Annotated in this window: 14 protein-coding genes; 5 read left to right on the forward strand and 9 right to left on the reverse strand. The window is 54.7% G+C overall.

Annotated elements, in window-relative coordinates; genetic code table 11:
• Positions 1-36 precede the first annotated feature (36 nt).
• From RUDLU_RS0120450 to RUDLU_RS0120460, 3 genes are all read left to right on the forward strand, one after another.
• Positions 37-255 carry a hypothetical protein gene (locus RUDLU_RS0120450; RefSeq protein WP_019990292.1) on the forward strand — a complete coding sequence of 73 codons (219 nt, stop codon included), beginning with the start codon at positions 37-39 and terminating at the stop codon, positions 253-255.
• A 36-nt stretch (positions 256-291) separates the two neighbouring features.
• On the forward strand, positions 292-1,179 hold the full coding sequence (locus RUDLU_RS0120455) for an NAD(P)H-binding protein (RefSeq protein ID WP_019990293.1): 888 nt from the start codon (positions 292-294) through the stop codon (positions 1,177-1,179).
• 156 nt (positions 1,180-1,335) lie between these two features.
• Positions 1,336-2,181, forward strand: a complete 846-nt coding sequence (locus tag RUDLU_RS0120460) for an SDR family NAD(P)-dependent oxidoreductase (RefSeq protein ID WP_019990294.1) — start codon at positions 1,336-1,338, stop codon at positions 2,179-2,181.
• A 65-nt stretch (positions 2,182-2,246) separates the two neighbouring features.
• Here RUDLU_RS0120460 and RUDLU_RS0120465 read toward each other — a convergent pair whose 3' ends face one another.
• Positions 2,247-3,062, reverse strand: a complete 816-nt coding sequence (locus RUDLU_RS0120465; protein WP_019990295.1) for a porin family protein — start codon at positions 3,060-3,062, stop codon at positions 2,247-2,249.
• 140 nt (positions 3,063-3,202) lie between these two features.
• Here RUDLU_RS0120465 and RUDLU_RS0120470 point away from each other — a divergent pair, with 140 nt between their 5' ends.
• Positions 3,203-3,916: an SDR family oxidoreductase gene (locus RUDLU_RS0120470; RefSeq protein WP_027303250.1), complete on the forward strand. Its 714-nt coding sequence runs from the start codon at positions 3,203-3,205 to the stop codon at positions 3,914-3,916.
• A gap of 68 nt (positions 3,917-3,984) precedes the next feature.
• Here the strand turns inward: RUDLU_RS0120470 and RUDLU_RS0120475 are convergent, their stop codons facing one another.
• Positions 3,985-5,616: a S8 family serine peptidase gene (locus RUDLU_RS0120475; RefSeq protein ID WP_044130640.1), complete on the reverse strand. Its 1,632-nt coding sequence runs from the start codon at positions 5,614-5,616 to the stop codon at positions 3,985-3,987.
• Positions 5,617-5,742: 126 nt separating this feature from the next.
• On the opposite strand from RUDLU_RS0120475, the gene RUDLU_RS0120480 reads away from it, so the two are divergent.
• Positions 5,743-6,471, forward strand: coding sequence for a sulfite exporter TauE/SafE family protein (locus RUDLU_RS0120480; protein ID WP_019990298.1), 729 nt, complete (start codon positions 5,743-5,745; stop codon positions 6,469-6,471).
• 93 nt (positions 6,472-6,564) lie between these two features.
• On the opposite strand, the gene RUDLU_RS0120485 is transcribed toward RUDLU_RS0120480, so the two are convergent.
• From RUDLU_RS0120485 to RUDLU_RS0120515, 7 genes are all read right to left on the reverse strand, one after another.
• Positions 6,565-9,657: an efflux RND transporter permease subunit gene (locus RUDLU_RS0120485; protein WP_019990299.1), complete on the reverse strand. Its 3,093-nt coding sequence runs from the start codon at positions 9,655-9,657 to the stop codon at positions 6,565-6,567.
• Positions 9,658-9,762: 105 nt separating this feature from the next.
• Positions 9,763-10,884: an efflux RND transporter periplasmic adaptor subunit gene (locus tag RUDLU_RS0120490; protein WP_019990300.1), complete on the reverse strand. Its 1,122-nt coding sequence runs from the start codon at positions 10,882-10,884 to the stop codon at positions 9,763-9,765.
• A 187-nt stretch (positions 10,885-11,071) separates the two neighbouring features.
• Positions 11,072-11,554 (reverse strand): hypothetical protein, encoded by a 483-nt coding sequence (locus RUDLU_RS0120495; protein ID WP_019990301.1) that lies wholly within the window; start codon positions 11,552-11,554, stop codon positions 11,072-11,074.
• A gap of 11 nt (positions 11,555-11,565) precedes the next feature.
• Positions 11,566-13,020, reverse strand: coding sequence for a RagB/SusD family nutrient uptake outer membrane protein (locus tag RUDLU_RS0120500; protein WP_019990302.1), 1,455 nt, complete (start codon positions 13,018-13,020; stop codon positions 11,566-11,568).
• Positions 13,021-13,041: 21 nt separating this feature from the next.
• On the reverse strand, positions 13,042-16,104 hold the full coding sequence (locus RUDLU_RS0120505) for a SusC/RagA family TonB-linked outer membrane protein (protein ID WP_044129579.1): 3,063 nt from the start codon (positions 16,102-16,104) through the stop codon (positions 13,042-13,044).
• A gap of 358 nt (positions 16,105-16,462) precedes the next feature.
• Positions 16,463-16,975, reverse strand: coding sequence for a hypothetical protein (locus RUDLU_RS0120510; RefSeq protein ID WP_019990304.1), 513 nt, complete (start codon positions 16,973-16,975; stop codon positions 16,463-16,465).
• A 21-nt stretch (positions 16,976-16,996) separates the two neighbouring features.
• Entirely contained in the window at positions 16,997-18,451 is a 1,455-nt protein-coding gene (locus tag RUDLU_RS0120515) for a SusD/RagB family nutrient-binding outer membrane lipoprotein (protein ID WP_027303253.1), read from the reverse strand.
• Between the last annotated feature and the right edge of the window lie 22 nt (positions 18,452-18,473).

Raw genomic sequence — 18,473 nt, forward strand, 5'->3', positions numbered from 1 at the left:
TACTCAAACGTTTGTATATACAAATATCTGACCCCCATGAAAGACAAAAAAGCAACTATCGGTCTTGTTTCTGCTCACTCTGCTCAGGTACAATCGGCCCGCGAACTGTGCAGCGAACTGGCGCAGCAGGGCATCTCAGCCATTGTGAAAACGAAAGGTGAAGTGCTGCCTCAGGACGACAACGAGCACGTCCGGCAGTTGACCGGGCAACCGGGGCAGGATCTGTTTTTCAATGGCTGGAAACTGCTCTTTTAAGTAACACACATACCCCCTTTTATAACTCACTTTCCTATGAACTACGTAATTACTGGCTCAATTGGCCACATCAGCAAACCCATTGTACAAGGCCTGACCAAACTGGGTCATGCCGTGACGGTAATCACCAGCAAAGCCGACAATACGGCTGCTATTGAAGCACTGGGGGCAACAGCCGCCGTTGGGAGTGTTGAAGATGCCGACTTTGTAAAGGCTACCTTTGCCGGGGCCGATGCCGTTTACCTGATGATTCCTCCTAAGTGGGGTGTTACGGGTTGGCGGGCGTTTCAAAACGGCATTGCCGACAATTACATTGAGGCCATTCGGGCCAACGACATTCAGTTTGTGGTGTTGCTGAGCAGCATTGGCGCGCACAAAGGAGAGGGAACTGGCCCGGTAGATGGTCTCTACGATATGGAGCAAAAGCTCAAAACCGTGGAGGGCCTGAACGTGAAATCGTTGCGCCCGTCGTACTTCATGTACAACCTCTTTGCCATGATTGGCCTGGTGAAGCAGGCCGGGATTATGGGTGCCAACTTTGGCGATGATAAACTGGTGTTGGTCCATACCGACGATATTGCCGAAGCCGCTCTGCAAAACCTGCTCAATCTGGATTTTACGGGTTTTCAGGTGCAGTACGTGGCTGGCGATGAGCGCACCGGGGCCGAAATTGCGCAGATCCTGGGCGAAGCCATCGGCAAACCCCAAACACCCTGGGTGGTATTTAGCGATGAGCAAAACCGCGAAGGCATGATACAGGCGGGTCTGAACGACGAGATGGCCGACAAATACACCGAAATGGGGGCGTCGCTGCGCGACGGTTCGATGCAGGCCGACTATTTCGCTAACCGACCCGCTAAACTCGGCAAAATCAAACTGGAAGATTTTGCCCGACAGGAGTTTGCCCCTGCTTTCAACGCCTAACAGTTACACCGATATAACCCTTACCGACCGAAGCCATTCCGAACTGGAGTGGCTTCGGTGTTTCTAACCTTTCGGTATTCTGATGGTTCAATAAGGGAATAGAGAAGAACACAAAACCGTAGGGTTTAAACTGGAGACAGAACCAATAGAATAGGAATGAAAAAACGAGCATTGATAACCGGAGCAAACTCCGGTATTGGGTTATCTACGGCCCGGGCGTTGGCCCACCGGGGCTTTGATTTGATCCTACTGGTCCGCAACGAAACCAAAGGCCGCGAGGCACAGGCCGAAATTCAGAAAGCCAATCCGAATAGTCAGGTCGATCTGGTACAGGCAAGCCTCGACGACGCTGACTCGGTGCAGCGGGCCGCCGAACACATCAAAACCACATACGACCGAATTGATGTGCTGATCAACAATGCGGGCTACACCCCGGCCAAACTGGAGTTTACCGACGAAAACATTGAGCGTTCATTCTACGCCAGTCACGTTGGTCATTTTGCTCTGACGTGGTACCTATCCGATATGCTGAAAAAAACGGCCGCTCAAACCGGTGATGTGCGCATCATTACGCTATCGTCGGCGGCCCATATGGGTGGGCGGGTCGATCGGATGTTTCGCCGGATCGATACGCTTTCGCCCATGCTGGCGTATTGCGACGATAAACTGGCTAACCTGCTCTTTGCCAAAGGAGCGGCCAAACATTTTGAGGGTACGGGTATCCGCTCATTTTCGGTGCATCCGGGCGCGGTCAAAACCAACTTTGCCAGCGACACCAAAGGTATTGGCGGGGCTATCTGGAAACTGATGTCGCCGTTTTTGCGGACACCCGAGCGTGGGGCCGAAACGTCGATCTTTCTGGCGGCCGCCCCGCTCAAGTCGATTGGGGAGCGCAACAACGGGGCTTACTTTGTGGACATGGCTCCCAAAACGCCCCGCAACCGCGACGTGACCGACAAAAACGTGCAGTGGCTTTGGGAAAAGAGCCTGAAGTTTGTGTAAAAAAGAACTGGTGGCCGCCAAAAGCAGCCACCAGTCGTCATTATCAATCGGATAAACACGTCGACTTATCGGCCCCCGATAGGAATCAGGTAGCCAATGGAAGCCTGTAAGGTAAGATATTTAGTGTTCTGAACATCCGTATCGACCGGAATTGTAGGGTCAACGGTCATGTTTTTTGCGTTATCGCCCAACTCGTAAAGGCCCCGACCCTCGATAGTCAGGTGGCCCGGTCCGAGCGGAATGGCTACACCCAGTCCGCCAGCTAACCCGTACGAAATACGGCCTTCGGAGCCTTCAAACGTTACTTTCTCATCAATATCACCGAATGGCCCCAGCGAAGCTTTGAGACGGCTACTTAAAATATAGGCCGCATAGGGGCCAGCGTTGACGAAGAATCGCGCCCGGTCAGGGTCGCCAAAGGAGGCTTTTACCAATAATGGCACTTCAACCCGGTTGTTGATACCCTGAACCGAGAGGTTGAACCCCTGAATACTGGCCCCTGCTTTGACACTGATCTGGCTGTAGTTGACTTCGGGCTGAAACGTAATCATACCCCGGCCTATATTGAATACCAGACCGCCGTGGTAGCCAAAGGTGTTTTGGTAGGTAGCTCCCTCAACGCTTTCGAGCGGGAGAACGTAGTTACCACCACCCCGGAGTCCAATGCGGAACGCGGCCCCGTCGGTTTTTGGCGAAACGGGTCGGCTGGTTAGTCGGAAGGTGTTTTTAACCGGGGCAAATGTCCCTTTCGGAGTGTACCGCGACGCAGCCGAGGCATAGAATACAGGCGATGATGAAACTGAACGCTGCGGGAGAGCCGATTGCGCCATCAGACAGCCCGGAAGCAGGGCTAAAGCCAGGCCAGCAAGGTGAATAGTCATGCGTTACGATTTGTGCTTGAATGTTGGGACTGAATTTGGGAAATATGCCGATTGGTTGTCGGAATAACTGTACCAACGGCCGTACAATTGAGTGAACGTACAAATCCAAACAACTATTCTGGCAAATGGCTTATTTCTGTATGAAAACAGAACATCAGCAGGTTGCTCTCATTACGGGCGCCAACAAAGGAATAGGAAAAGAAACGGCCCGCCAGCTGTGTAAACGTGGATTTGCGGTATTTATCGGGTCGCGGGATATGCACCGGGGCCGCGAAGCCTGCGAAGAACTCTGCGCCGAAGGGCATGAGGTCGTTTTGCTGCACCTCGACGTAACGGACCCTGTCAGCATCAAACAGGCGGTGGGTACGTTTTCGCAAAAAGCCGACCATCTGGATGTCTTGATCAACAACGCGGCCATTCTGGAAGATCATGGCGAAGACATCACGAAGCTGAACACCGAAATGCTCGAACGGGCGATGAAAACGAATGTTGTCGGCCCTATTCTGGTGACTCAGGACTTTTTGCCGTACCTGCAAAAGGCCCGTGCGGGGGCGCGGGTCGTGAACGTATCGAGCGGGTCGGGGGCGTTGCACGACATGAGCACGTATGCACCGGGCTACAGTATTTCTAAAACGGCCCTCAATGCGGTTACCCGGCAGTTTGCGGGTGCCTTGAGCGGGCAAAACATCGCCGTAAATTCGGTAGACCCCGGTTGGGTACGTACTGAAATGGGCGGTCAACGAGCCTCTCGCCCGGTTGAACAGGGAGCCGAGACCATTGTGTGGCTTGCCACCGAGGCCCCCCTCCATGAGACTGGCAAGTTCTGGCACGACAAAGCCGAGGTGAACTGGTAAGTTTTTGGTTTATCGTTTAGGGTTCATGGTGGAACAACCAAAAACGATAAACCAAAAACCATAAACCCTTATTTCCCCAGCGCCAGCTTCACGGCCTGTGCGGCATTGACAATACCCCCTGATACGCTCAGGCTGCTAAACGGCACCTGCTGCTTCGACGAGGGGCGCAGCACGTTCAGCTGAGGCTTGTACACGCTTTTCATCAGAATATCTTTCACCTGCACGGCCGTCAGGTTCGGGAAGTACGACCGCAACAGGGCGGCTACACCCGCTACGCAGGGCGCGGCCATGCTTGTTCCCGTAAAGGCCGCGTAGTTGTTACGCGGAATGGTCGACTCAATGTCGGAGCCCGGCGCAAACAGATCGACCGTGCGGCTACCGTAGTTCGACGACCGTGCGGGCAGGCTCTCGTTCAGGTACGCTGTTGAGTTGCCTACCGTCATGAAGTTGCGGGCGGTGGTGCCATCTTCGTATTCGGGGCGGGGGTAGGCCGGAATAGAGTCGTAGTTTTCGGCATTATTGCCCGACGCGTGCACAATCAGGACATCACGCTCTTCGGCGTACCGAATAGCGGCATCTACCTGCGGTTTAAACGGCGAAAACCGCTTGCCAAAGCTCATGTTAATTACCTTGGCCCCGTTGTCGACGGCGTACCGAATACCGTTGGCTACGTCTTTATCGCGCTCATCGCCGTTGGAGGGCACTACGGCCACGGTCATAATCCTGACGTTGTCGGCAATCCCATCAACGCCGAGGTTGTTACCCCGCTTGGCGCCCACAATCCCCGCTACGTGGGTACCGTGCATGGCCAGTTCTTCCGATTCGCCAATAATCAGCTTTGGGCTGCCGTAGAACCGTTCGTTTGGGTCGGCGGGGTTATCGCCTACCATCTTACGGCCCTGAATGTCGGGGTTAAATGTCTTTTTAGTTTCGGCCAGCAGGGCATCTTTCAGGCGTGGATACGCCCGTTCGAGTAGCCGAAACATAATATCGAACGACCTGAACTGCTCGGTGAATACTTCGCCCAGTACCGATTTTACTGCTCCCGTGATGGGGTCGGCTCCTGCGTCGAGGGTGTTGATGCTACCTATTTCAAATGGTTTGCCCTGAAGCTGGGGTTTCAGGGTATTCAAAGCCGCGAAAAACTTAGCCGAGTCCGATACCGCCAACCGCTTGGCTTCGTTGGCTTTATAGCCTTTCTCAAACCGCTCCTTGGCCTTCTGGTACATGGCGTACTCTTCGAGGGCGCGGCCTTTTAGTTTTTTCGGGTCGGCTTTGTCGTACTTGTCTTTCCAAAGCACATAAATCTGGGTCACCTCTTCCTGATCGGTTTCGTAGGTGGTGCCGTCTTTCGCGCCCATGAAGTTCCAGCCGGTTACGTCGTCAATGTACCCGTTTTTGTCTTCATCAATGTTGTTATCGGGCGTTTCTTTGGGGTTTTTCCAGATCACATCTTTCAAATCCTCGTGCTCAATATCGACGCCCGAGTCGATAATACCCACCACAACCGGCTGCGAGGTGCGGCCCTTGAGCAGTTCGTAAGCCTCGCTGAGGCTGATACCGGCAATGGAGTCTTTGGCAGGGTCGAGGTGCGACCAGTTTTTGGGTAACGGCCGACGTGCGGGGCCGGGTTGGGCGTAGAGAACGGCACTCGCCGACAGGGCGAGGCCTGTCAGCAGTATGGTTTTGCGAATCGTCATGCGGTGTTTGTAGGATAAAAAGTGGCTAATGGCGAATACGAAACGGTATTCATTGTACATTATCCATTATTCTTCTAAGTTCGTTTTCCAAATGTAACGAAAAACGTCTCCTGACTATTTGATTGAATGGAAACCATTCCGTTTTTGCTCTGCCTGTTTGTTGTGGGGTTTCTGTACGCGTCGGTGGGGCATGGCGGTGCCAGTGGGTATCTGGCCACAATGGCCCTGTTTGGGGTGGCTCCGGTGCTGATGAAACCCTCGGCCTTATTGCTCAATCTATTTGTATCGACGGTTTCGTTTATCCAGTTTTACCGGGGTGGCCACTTTCGGTGGAGGTTGTTCTGGCCATTTGCGCTGGCGAGTGTGCCCTTGGCGTTTTTGGGGGCCAAACTTCCCCTGACCGATGCCCTATATAAACAGCTTTTGGCCGTATGCCTGCTTTTGGCAGTATTGCGTTTGGTCTGGTCGTTCCGCGATGAGGAGGCCGAGCCGCGTCCGGTTCCGTTGGGGGCGGGTCTGGTTGCCGGGGCTGCAATTGGCTTGCTTTCGGGAATGCTGGGGATTGGGGGCGGGATTCTGTTAAGCCCGCTGATGCTCCTGTTCGGATGGGGGCGGCTCAAAGAGGTAGCCGCTACATCGGCCCTGTTTATCTTCGTTAACTCGCTTTCGGGCTTGTTTGGCCTGCTCACCAAAGGCTACTCGCCCGACCCGGCGGTCTGGACCTGGATCGCCGTTGCGTTTGCGGGCGGGTTGCTGGGTGGTCACTTCGGTAGCCAGCGTTTTTCGGTACCGGTGCTTCGGTACGTGCTGGCGCTGGGGCTACTCGTAGCCGGCGTGAAGCTGGTCATTACGTGAGTTACTCAAATAGAGATGACATCTTTGTGGAGATAGTCAAAAAACAGAGATGACATCTCTCCAAACGAGATGTCATCTCTTGTGTAAGTAGCATCAGGCAACCGCTTCTTCCAGCTCTTCGGCATGTTTGGTGACGGGGCGGCTCAGGTAGGTGTACACGGCCGGAATCACGTATAGAGTAAGGGCGGTTGAGAAAATCAGACCTCCCACCACCACGATTCCCATGGATACCCGGCTTTCCGAACCAGCTCCCAGCGCCAGTGCCACGGGCAGCAGACCGAGGGCCGCGCAAAGGCTCGTCATCAGAATGGGCCGGAACCGGGCCACGGCTCCGTCGAGCACTGCCTGATGCTTGTTTACTCCCTGTTCTTTCCGCTGATTGGCAAACTCAACAATCAGAATCCCGTTTTTGGTCACGAGCCCGACGAGCGTAATAATCCCGATCTGGCTGAATACGTTGAGTGTCTGGCTGAAGTCCCAAAGCGACAGGAGCGCCCCGCAAACGGCCAACGGTACGGTCAGCAGAATGATGATCGGGTCGACGAAGCTTTCGAACTGTGCAGCCAGAATCAGGTAGATCAGCAGCAGAGCCAGCGCGAAGGCAAAGTACAGACTCGATGAACTTTCGCGGAACTCCTTGCTGGTACCATCGAGGGCGGTTGTAAACGAAGGGTCCAGAATTTCGCCCGCAATACGCTCCATTTCGGTAATCCCTTCGCCGAGCGAAACCCCTTTGGCCAAACCGGCCGATACCGTGGCCGATGCGTACCGGTTGTAACGGTACAGCGTGGGTGGGGTGCTCTGCTCCGACACCCGCACGAGGTTGTCGAGCTGAATCAGTTCGCCCCGGTTATTCTTGACAAACAGGGATTTAAGGTCGGTAATATCGTTGCGGTCGGAGCGTTCAATCTGGCCAATTACCTGATATTGCTTGCCATCCATGATGAAATAACCAAACCGCCGACCCGATAGGCCGAGTTGCAGCGTTTGGGCCACATCCTGCACCGATACGCCCAGGTTGAGGGCTTTGTCGCGGTCGATGTCGAGCCGGATTTCGGGCTTGGTGAATTTGAGGTTCACGTCGGAGGTCGCAAACTTTTCAGAAGCCTGCACCGCTTTCATGAACTCCGGCAGCTTGGCCCGAAGCTGCTCAAACTTGTTGGCCTGAATCACAAACTGGACCGGTAGGCCCCCACCCCCACGCTGTCCGGTCTGAATGGTTTGTTCCTGCGCCACAAACGTGCGCGCACCGGTGTACTGCTTCACAACGGGCGTCATTTCGTCGACCACCTGTTGCTGGGTTTTGGTACGGGGGGGCTTTTCGCCGAGGTAAATCCGGATGTTGGCCGTGTTGGTGGCCCCGCTGCCAAAGCTGGGTGAGGTAACGGCAATGACGCCCGGCACCGTGGCCGTGTCGAACCGGGCGCGAAGGTCTTTGGCCAGCCGGTCGGTGAAGTTGAGCATGTACTCAAACGTAGCGCCTTCGGGCGCGGTGGCCTGAATTCGGAAGCCACCCCGGTCTTCGAGGGGGGCCAGCTCCGACGGAATGGCGTTGGTTTTGAACAGCACGTACACAATACCCACCATGCCGAGCATAATGACCCACGCCAGCCAGCGAAGGCGCAGAAAATGGGCCAGCGAGCGCTCGTATCCGCTAATCATCCACTCGAAAAATGGCTCGGTAGTACGGTAGAGCCAGGGTTGCCGCTTCCGGTTTTTCAGAAGTTTGGATGAGAGCATGGGCGTGAGCGTGAGCGACACAAAAGCCGAAATAAGCACCGAGCCCGCTACCACAATGCCAAACTCCCGGAACAAACGGCCCGTAATGCCCTGAAGGAAAATCACGGGCAGAAACACGGCCGCCAGCGTGACCGTAGTCGAGATAACGGCAAAGTAAATTTCGTTGGAACCACTCACGGCCGCCTTGTAGGGCGACATGCCCTCTTCAATTTTGGCGTAGATGTTTTCGAGTACCACAATGGCGTCGTCGACAACCAGACCGATGGCCAGTACGATTCCGAGCAGGGTGAGCACGTTGATCGAGAAGCCGCAGAGGTACATGATGAAAAACGTACCAATGAGAGAAACCGGAATGGCCGTGAGCGGAATAATGGTACTCCGCCAGTCGCGCAGAAACAGGAAAATGATAATGGCAACCAGCACAAACGCAATCCCGATGGTTTCTTCTACCTCTGTAATAGACCGGCGTACGTACTGGGTATAGTCGAAGCCCAGCATCACCTTGAGGTCGGGGGGGAGGTCGCGCTTGATCTGATCGAGCTTGACGTACACATCGTTGGCAATCTCGATCTGGTTGGCGCCCGGCTGCGGAATCACGGCGACGGCCACCATCGGCACCCCGTCGCGTTTAAACATGGTCCGCTCTACTTCGGGAGCCAGTTCGGCATAGCCCACATCCTGAAACTTCACAACCTGATCGGCGGTCTCTTTCAGAATCAGATTGTTGAAGTCGGAGGCCGTGCTCAGGCGACCCAGAGTCCGAACGGTCAACTCGGTAGTAGCTCCCTCCACCGAACCCGAAGGCAGTTCGACATTCTGGGTACGGAGGGCGTTGGCGATGTCGATGGCTGTGAGCCGGTACGAGGCCAGTTTGACGGGGTCGATACGGAGCCGCATGGCGTATTTCTTTTCGCCCCAGATCTGTACGCTACTCACACCCGGAATGGTCTGAAATCGTTCGCGGAACTGCCGGTTGGCAATGTCGTTGACTTCGAGCAACGAGCGTTTGCTCGACAGGAGCTGGATGAAATAGATCGGGCTGGCATCGGCGTCGGCCTTGGCCACTACGGGCGGGTCGGCATCGGGCGGGAGGTTGGCCACGGCCCGGCTCACGCGGTCGCGCACGTCGTTGGCGGCATCTTCGATATTCACGTCGAGCTCAAACTCGACTGTGATCGACGAGCGCCCGTCGCGGCTGCTGCTGGCGAGGGTACGGATACCGGCAATCCCGTTGATCGACTCTTCGAGTGGCTCGGTAATCTGCGACTCCACAATATCGGCGTTGGCGCCGGTGTAGGTAGTCTGTACGGTTACCACGGGCAGGTCGATGCTCGGGAATTCGCGTACGCCCAGATACAGGAAGCCGATCACCCCAAAAACAATAATCAGCAACGACAGCACAACGGCCAATACGGGGCGGTTGATGGAAGTGGTAGAGAGGTTCATGGTTTATAGTTTTCAGTTTTCGGTTTACAGTTTATAGTTTTCGATTTTCAAGTTGACTGTACTGCCCAACTGGAAACCGTAAACAGCAAACTGTAAACGTATAATTTACTGCACCAGCACCTCACCGCCGGGTTTGACCATCTGAATGCCTGAGGTAATGAGCGAGTCGCCCACGTGCAGGCCACTCTTGATTTCAACGTTACGGTCGGTGCGAAGGCCAATTTGTACCGGTACCGACTCGGCTTTGCGATTGCGGACAACGTACACCTTCTGACCGTTTTGTTCGGGAATAATCGCTTCCGTGGGGACAACAATGGCGTTGCCGCGTGCACTAAGCACTACTTCTATACGGGCAAATGCACCCGGTACGAGGGCTCCGTTGGGGTTGGGGCTGGTAGCCCGGAGCAGCATGGCCCGCGTTTCGGGGTTTACCTTGGGTTCAACGGCATAGACCGTACCCGCCCGATTGGCTTCCGACCCCTCCACGGTAAACTGGATCCGGCTTCCCCGCCGAACAATCTGGGCGTATTTGGCCGGTACCGAGAAGTCGATTTTGGCGGGGTTGGTGTTGGTGAGCGTGGCAATGGGCGTAGCGGGCGATATGTAGCTACCCACGCTGATCTGACGTAGGCCAATGGTTCCGTCGAACGGTGCCCGGATCACGGTCTTGGCCAATTGTGCTTTCAGGTTTTCAATGTCGGCCAGAATACCCGTCAGGTTGGTTTGGCTGATTTCGTATTCGGCCCGGCTAATGGCCTCTTTTTCAAACAGCCGTTTTTGCCGTTGCTCGTTGGCCTCGGCCAGTTTGCGGTTGGCATTTAGTTTCTGGAGCTGTGCCTGCAAGTCAGCGTCGTTGATACGGAGCAGCACGGTACCCCGGCGCACGTAGTCGCCCTCGCGGAAACCAATGCTCGTTACCCGCCCCGACACTTCCGAGCGTATTTCCACTTCTTCGTTGGCGACAACCGTGCCGGTGGTCAGAATTTTCTCATCCAGCGATTCGGTGTTGACCACCATGATCCCGACAGACGTGGGCCCTCCGCCCGCTTTTCCGCCCGCTGAGGCACCACCGGGGCCTTTGGCTGGTCCACCCGCAGCAGTCGTTTTGGCTGGGTCACCGGATCCGTCGGCGGGTTTGAAAAGGGTTTTCAGTTTGGGGTAAAAAGCCAGCCCGACGACGAGCAGAATAATCAGGACGGTCAGAATACGTTTGGTAGAGGTGTTCATAGTGCCAACCCAGGTGTATAGTAGAATGTGCCCCTAAATTACGGAGTAGGCACGCTTCTTCAATAAGACAAAAGTCAATTCGGTTTACTGCCATAAAAAAGCCCTCTACAACGGGGTAGAGGGCTTTTGATACGCACATTAAACGCGCTCCAGTTTACCCGTAACCGAGCCCGGAGCGCGGTCGCAATTAGTTACGAATGGTAAACCCAATTCGCTTGTAGTTAGCGCTTGCTTTGTACTCCGTACTGGTGCTGTCTAGGGTGAGAACCAGGTTACGAATTGGGGCTGTTGTGCTGCTCGCCCGCGACACAGCAATGGAAAGCGACCCGACGCTGCTATTAGCCGGAATAACCACTTCGCCATTATTGACCAGCGTGTAGGTGTTGGCACCGGTGGTGGTGAGCGTTGGCTCTACCAACACCTTAACCCGCAGTTCGCTGTTGCGCTGTGGCCCTACCAGGTTAAGCTGCGTGGTAAGGGTGGGTGCCAGCGTTACACTGTTGGCACTGGCTACGAGCGGAAACGTCAGACCCACGGCTGGGTTGTTGCGCACAGCCGTTTCGAACTCTACCTGTGCAGGTCCGTCGTAGGTGATTTCCAGGTCTTTAAAACAGGCTGTTGCCAGCAACATAATACCCAGCAACAGGCTATATGGAAGTAACTTTTTCATGAATGTCTCGATTAATAACCTGCGTTTTGAACCAGTTTGTTGTTCGCCTGGATTTCCCGAACCGGGATGGGGGCCAGGGTCCGTGTATCGCCGTAAGGTACGTTGCCTGTTGACTTGACCACATCGCGTCCGCGACGCTTCAGGTCGAACCAGCGGTGTCCCTCAAAGGCCAGTTCTAAACGGCGCTGGAGCTCAATCTCCGTCTGTAATTGGGCATTGGTTGTGGTGGCGGGCAGAGCCGTCAGGCCAGCGCGGGTCCGAATCCGGTTCACATCGGCCAGTGCCTGTACCTGATCGCCATTGCTGCGGGCCAGAGCCTCAGCCCGAATCAGGATAAGCTCCGAGATCCGAATTACGGGTACGTTATCCATGTAAATCACGCCCGACTTACCCACGAACTTGGTACACTCTTCCACGATGCTACCCGAACGGTTCAGGCCCAACTGATACAGCTGACGCCGAACATCACCCGTCTGGTGCAGGCCCAGAAAAGCCGTAGTGGGCACCACGGCACCCCAGCCGTTGGCCGTTGGCAGTGGCGTAGGACGCAGCGCCCCGAGGCTGTTCACCTGCGCTACTGATTCCATCGTTGTGTAGGCCGATTGCAGTGAGTTGTTTACACCCAACGACTCCTGACGGGTCTGGAACAGGATTTCAAACACCGACTCAGGGTGGCTGTTGCTACGCCACGCAGCTACATAATCCGTATTGCCTACAAACCGGCCTACGCCTGCATTGAGTGCATCGGTCGCATACTTGATTGCGTTGGTGAAGTCTTCGTTGTAAAGAGCAACCCGGGCAAACAAAGCCATGGCGGCCGCGCGTGTGGCCCGGCTCGGTGCACCCGTAGTGGGGGCTTTGGCAACAGCGTCGGTCAGGTCCTTGTAAATCTGAGCGTACACCTCATCAACCGAAGCACGTGGGTGGTTCTCGATCTGCTCGGGCGTGCTAACACCTTTCAGAACGAGAGGTACCCCGCCCCGATCGAGTGAACTGATCCGTACTTTGGGGTCATAGGCAAACACGCGGGCCAGATTGTGGTAGTTCAGCGCCCGCAAAAACTTCAATTCACCTTCGATGCGCTCGCGCTCGGCTTCGTTGAAAGGGCTGCTGGGCAGTGCATCCAGAATCAGGTTGATATTGTTAATGCCGAGGTAGTAGATGTTCCAGCCCAGCAGATGGCTGTTGATCACGTTCTGGCCTTCGTTGATAAAACGGCCACCTGCCCGGTTGATGATCCGGCTTTCGTCGCCCAGCGCTTCGGCAATGGCAATCAGGTCACGACCATACAGGGTAATATCTTTCTGGTACGTGTAAACGTTGGTAACGGCCGCATTGATGCCTTCGCGCGTGGTGAGCGCCACACCCGAATCAATGGATTGCCGGGGCTGCACATCAAGCAGGTTGCTGCAACTTGCCATGAACAGGCCAACTGTCAGCGTCAGAATTCCTAATGTATGTTTCATAAAAGTCGTTTGTCGAGAGAATTAAAGGCCAATTTGAACACCCAGCGTGTAATTGCGTGACTGCGGAATGATCCCCTGATTGTCCAGGCCACCTTCAATAGCAAACTCAGGATCGAAGCCTGTCCAGCGCGTCAGCGTGAAGGCATTGACTGCCTGCGCATACACTTTCAAACCTGACAGTTTCAGGCGGCTTACTACAGCCGGTGGTACGGTGTAGCTGAGCGAAACCTGCTTCAGACGGATATACGATGCATCCTGGAAAAAGCGCGTGCCTGACTGGTATGAACTTACACGACCACTGATTTCGGTCCGGTTGTTGGCCGGGCGCGGCACGCTCGTGATCTGACCGGGAGTAGTCCACCGGTTGGTGAAATAATACTCCAGACCGTTGCGCAGTACGCCGGCATTGTCGGCCAAACGGAACTCCTGGGTGTTCTGAATCACCCGGCCAAAGTCATACTGGAACAAGCCTGACAGTTCGAACCCTTTGTAGCTGAACGTATTGGTGAAGCCACCATACTGCTTGGTGATACCTGAATGGCCCAGCGGGCGCTGATCGGCCGTCCGGACAATGTACGTGAGGTTGCCACTGGGGTCATACCACATCGGCCGACCGTTGGCTGGGTTTACACCGGCATAGGGTACACCTACGTTGGTAAAGAGCGGATAACCTACCCGTACCGACAGGTTACCGGGCAGAACGTCAGCACCTTCAAACAGCTTGGTTACTTTGTTATCGAGGAACGTGATGTTGAAGTTGCTCTCCCAGCGGAAACCACCTGTGTTGACGTTAATGGTTGTGATGGCAAATTCCAGACCCCGGTTTTGTACCTCGCCAATGTTCTCAAAAATACTGTTAAAACCGTTGGTTTGCGGAATCGAGCGGGTCAGCAGCAGGTCGCGGCTAATGCGCTGGAAGGCATCAATCGAGCCTTTCAGACGGCCCCCGAAGAAACCATAGTCAAGGCCCACGTTATAGGTTACGTTGCGCTCCCAACGCAGGTTGGGGTTGCCCAGTTGGCTTACACCGATGCCGGCATTGCCCTGATACACACCGCCAAGGCCGTAAAGCCGACGGGCCGCAAAGTTGGCTACCTGATCGTTACCGGTGCTACCCACGCTAAACCGTAGGCCGAGGTCGCTAACTACGTTGCTGCCTTTGAGGAAGTTCTCTTCAGCCAGGTTCCATTTGGCCGAAATCGATGGGAACACACCCCATTGGTTGTTCGCCCCGAACCGTGATGATCCATCGTACCGAATAATACCGCTCAGAATAAAGCGTTTCTGGTATTCGTAGCGCAGGTTAGTAAATACACCGGCCCGTTTGAAGCCTGACCAGAAACCGCCTACCGATACGGGTTCAGCAGCTGCGTTGGCGGTGTTGAGCTCGGGCGTAGGGAAGCCCTGGGCATTGAGTGATGTTCCTTCGTTGATTTCCTGCCGGTATTCAGCACCCAACAAGGCACCAAACGTATGCTTGCTGCCAAACGTTTTGTTGTAGTTCAGCGTAGCGTTGGTAGTGAGGTTGGTGTTGTTATTCACAAACTGGTTCAGAGTACCCCGGATGTTGAAGTAATCTGACAGGCGTGGGTCACCAAAAAACGACGAGTTCACGGAACGATAGTCCAGGCCGCCAAACGCCTTAAAAACCAGGTCTTTGCTGATAGCGTACGTTAGGCCCAAATTTGAAACCAACTGATTTGTAGTTGTCTTCGACTTAATCAGGTTTGAGTTGGCAATAACGTTCTGCGAGAGATCACCCGGCATGACAATGCCCGAAGCGGGCAGGCCGTAGTAGCTGCCGTCCGGTGCGTAAATGGGGTTGATAGGCAGAATCAGCGGGGCTGAGTACTGAGGTGCACCAAACGCCAGCGAGCCTTCGGCACCACCATAGGGGCCGCGCTGTGTTACGTTGGCAGCTGTCAGGCCGGCATCGAGCGTAATCTTATTGCTCAGTTTGCTCGTGAGGTTCATTTTGCCCGAGAACCGCTGGAAATCTACATTACGCAGAATTGCATCCTGCTGGTTGTACGAGCCTGAGATGTAGTACGTGGTGCGGTCGTTACCACCCTGTGCCGAGAGGTCGGCGTTGGTTACGCTGCCGGGCCGGTAGGCTTCGCTTTGCCAGTTGTAGGTTGGCAGTTCGGCAATGGCCTGATCGCTCAGGTCGATGGGCAGGTTCAGCGAAGCCAGTACGGCCGTGCGGCTGGCCGCTGGTGTCAGGGTAGGCGTGTTGGTTGTAAGAGCCTCCTGCCGGGCCTGAATCCACTGTTGGGTGTTTAGTACGTCGAGTTGCCGGATGGGTTCTACCACCCCGCGATACATATTCAGGTTTACTTTCGCTTTGGTACCCGCTTTGCCACGCTTGGTGGTTACCAGTACCACCCCGTTGGCGGCTTGTGCACCGTAGATAGCGGCCGTAGCGGCATCTTTCAGGATGTCGATGCTCTCAATATCGTTAGGGTTCAAAAACGCCAGCGGGTTGTTGCTTACGTTACCGCCCCCGTCGTTCCGGTTGTTCAGCTGAACACCATCAACAATGTAAAGGGGCTCATTACCAGCCGAGATTGAGCCGACCCCCCGAATCCGTACCTGCACAGCACCGCCTGGCGTTCCGTTGTTAGATGTAACCTGAACACCAGGTGCTTGTCCCTGCATGGCCCGGTCGAAGCTCTGGATAGGCAGGTTTTCAATAGCATCTCCTTTGATGTTTGTTGTAGCGCCGGTTGTTTCCTTTTTGGTAAGCGAAGCGCCGTAGCCCACAACCACAACCTCGTTCAGGTTCGATGCGTCGCTTTCGAGCGTAACCGATAAGGTCGACTGGTTCCCAACCGCAATTTCCTGGCTTTTATAGCCGACAAAGCTGAAAACCAGCCGACCGGTAGCGGGGGCATCAATTCGGAAATTTCCTTCTGCATTGGTGGTGGTACCGCGGCTGGTTCCTTTCAGCAAAACGGTTACACCCGGTAGGGGCGATCCATCATCGCCCTTCACTTTTCCGGTTACCGCCCGGTCCTGTGCCCAGGCCAATTGACCTAGCAGAACCATGACCAGCAAACAGAGTTGTTGTAAAGTGTTTCTCATGGTATTTAAGATATATTGGTAATTCACGGCAAGTTATTCACAAACCGTTGAATAAATAAATTCGATTCACAATAAAATTTGGTTAATGAGAAGATTTGTGATACGTAACAGGAAGAAGGATGAATTTGTGACCGTATTCTGCAAGAGATTATAATAGTATGCGAGCAAATAGGAGTAGGCCTTTAGAATTAGTAGGATGAGTAAATTTTGTTATACATAAAATTGGATTATTAAAAGATAATGTGATTAATGGTAATAGGGTATTGCTTAGGTGAATTTCTGATTAAAAAAGTAGACATAAGGCACATAAAAAAGCACCGATGCTTGCGCATCGGTGCTTTGAAGAAAACAAAACGGATTAAGCCAACACGCGGGCCCGTACCTGCTGAGTCACAATCTGGGTGTTGTCGTCCAGTGTTACCAGGAAGATAAAGGCAATCTCACGCGGAGCCGCCGGGTTACCCGTAGGAGTAAGCACTACCGTCGGATACTTAGCCGCAAAGGCAGCCTGCGTCATGGTAAACGTAGCCGTTGTACCCGTACCCGCGATCGGGGCCGTGTTGATTACCAGTGAGCTGGTGTTGAGCGAACCGGCGTTGATGCCCGTACCGCCACCCACTACGCGGCTAATCTCCTTAATGGTCCGACCTGAACCGGCCGGAATCGACAGGGTAAACGTAATCGGTGTAGCCCCGGCCCGAGAAATTTCGATGAAGGGGTTGCCGCCGTACGTAGTTGCGTTGGTGAACGTAACCGGTACTGCCGGGCGGTTGTCGCGCACCAGCGTGCCGTACTCCAGATCGTCTTTGCAGGCAACGGTACTCAATGCCATCGCTGCCAGCAATACTCCTTTTATAAGTGTCAGTTTCATTGTGTAGCTATGTTTTGAGTATTAGTTGGCGTCCCACCAAACTTTTACGTTCGACTGGGGGGCTGGGTTCGGGAAGTTCGTGTTACGCTCGTTTTCAAACGACACATACACCGCCCGTACAGGCCGGGTTCCGTCGATACCCACTGCATTCTGAGCAGGCTGCTGGGTTGGGTAACCCGTCCGACGCCAATCGTTCCATAGCTCAAGGCCGTTGCCCGTAAACGCAATGTACTTCTGCGTGATGATCTGGGCCAGGCGCTCCTGCTGCGTACCGCGCAGGGCATTGGCGGTGATGTACGCATCGATCTGAGCCGTCGGAATGCCCGCCAGCGTCATCGACGCCCGGATTCCTTCGGCATACAGGGTTTGCGGATCACCCGCCGTGCCCAGCATCAGGGCCGACTCCGCCAGAATAAACGCCCGCTGGAAGTTGGTCAACAGGCGCACAGGGCCTTCACCATTAGCGCCGGTTACGTAGCTGTTGTACCGCGACCAGGTGGTTACCGGCGTAGGCCGGGCACCGCTCTGACCGTTGTCCCAGGTTACGTAATTGGCCGCCGGGCGGGTCCAGAACACGGGCAGACGGGGATCATTGAGACCCTGTAATAAGGTCAGGTACCGCGTGCTCATGATCAGGTCGTCTTTAAACGAGCTGATGTTAGTGTACTCAAAGCGGGGATCGCGGCTACCAACGGCGGCACCGAATGTCACGTTGAGGTCGTCGGCATTGCTGCGGATAAAGTTGTTACCGGCAATCACCTGATCAATCACCTGTTTGGCCAAAGCGGGCTCTTTCACGCTGATCGTGTTGGCCAGCTTCAGCAGCAGCGTGTTACCGGCCCGGCGCCATTTGGCCAGGTCGCCCCGGTAGATCACGTCGTCGTTGCCCGGCCGGGTAGCCGACTGCTTGTCGAGGTCGGCCAGACCTTCGCGCACCAGATCAAACAGGCTCTGGATATTCTGCGACGAGTTGCCTTTGTAGATATCCTCCTGCTTGTCGACCCGGGGCTGTGGGTTAGCTTCACCCTGCAACGCCTGCGAGTACGGTACATCACCCCACATATCGGTTGCCACGCTGAAGGCGTACGCCTTCATGATTTTGGCGATACCCGTGTACGCAGGTGAGTTCGATGCCGAGGCAATGTCGATAATCTTCTGGGCGTTTACCAGCGCACCGCCGTACAGTTCAAACCGCCACTGGTTACCAAAATCGGCACCGTTGGTTTGGTACACGTCGTATGTAGCCGGGCTGTTGGCAGCACCAGCCGTTTGTTGCATGATGGTCGATGCAAACCGGTTAATCTCATTGGCATTGGCGAAAGCAGTACCGATTTCAACCGTGGGCAACAGTACCGATGGGGGTACCGAGGTGGGGTTGTTCGGGGTTACGTTGATGCTTTCGTCGAGGAAGTTGGAGCAGCCGAGGCCAAACGCCAGCGGCAGCATCAGAACTACACTACGAAATACTATTTTCATGGACGTATGTAAGATGAAAGTG

The organism is Rudanella lutea DSM 19387, assembly GCF_000383955.1.
GTDB lineage: Bacteria > Bacteroidota > Bacteroidia > Cytophagales > Spirosomataceae > Rudanella > Rudanella lutea.

Coding starts and splice junctions, on each gene's coding strand:
- RUDLU_RS0120475 (WP_044130640.1), bottom strand. CDS start 5,616: ATGACGATTCGCAAAACCATACTGCTGACAGGCCTCGCCCTGTCGGCG.
- RUDLU_RS0120510 (WP_019990304.1), bottom strand. CDS start 16,975: ATGAAACTGACACTTATAAAAGGAGTATTGCTGGCAGCGATGGCATTG.
- RUDLU_RS0120480 (WP_019990298.1), top strand. CDS start 5,743: ATGGAAACCATTCCGTTTTTGCTCTGCCTGTTTGTTGTGGGGTTTCTG.
- RUDLU_RS0120470 (WP_027303250.1), top strand. CDS start 3,203: ATGAAAACAGAACATCAGCAGGTTGCTCTCATTACGGGCGCCAACAAA.
- RUDLU_RS0120495 (WP_019990301.1), bottom strand. CDS start 11,554: ATGAAAAAGTTACTTCCATATAGCCTGTTGCTGGGTATTATGTTGCTG.
- RUDLU_RS0120450 (WP_019990292.1), top strand. CDS start 37: ATGAAAGACAAAAAAGCAACTATCGGTCTTGTTTCTGCTCACTCTGCT.
- RUDLU_RS0120490 (WP_019990300.1), bottom strand. CDS start 10,884: ATGAACACCTCTACCAAACGTATTCTGACCGTCCTGATTATTCTGCTC.
- RUDLU_RS0120485 (WP_019990299.1), bottom strand. CDS start 9,657: ATGAACCTCTCTACCACTTCCATCAACCGCCCCGTATTGGCCGTTGTG.
- RUDLU_RS0120455 (WP_019990293.1), top strand. CDS start 292: ATGAACTACGTAATTACTGGCTCAATTGGCCACATCAGCAAACCCATT.
- RUDLU_RS0120465 (WP_019990295.1), bottom strand. CDS start 3,062: ATGACTATTCACCTTGCTGGCCTGGCTTTAGCCCTGCTTCCGGGCTGT.
- RUDLU_RS0120515 (WP_027303253.1), bottom strand. CDS start 18,451: ATGAAAATAGTATTTCGTAGTGTAGTTCTGATGCTGCCGCTGGCGTTT.
- RUDLU_RS0120500 (WP_019990302.1), bottom strand. CDS start 13,020: ATGAAACATACATTAGGAATTCTGACGCTGACAGTTGGCCTGTTCATG.
- RUDLU_RS0120460 (WP_019990294.1), top strand. CDS start 1,336: ATGAAAAAACGAGCATTGATAACCGGAGCAAACTCCGGTATTGGGTTA.
- RUDLU_RS0120505 (WP_044129579.1), bottom strand. CDS start 16,104: ATGAGAAACACTTTACAACAACTCTGTTTGCTGGTCATGGTTCTGCTA.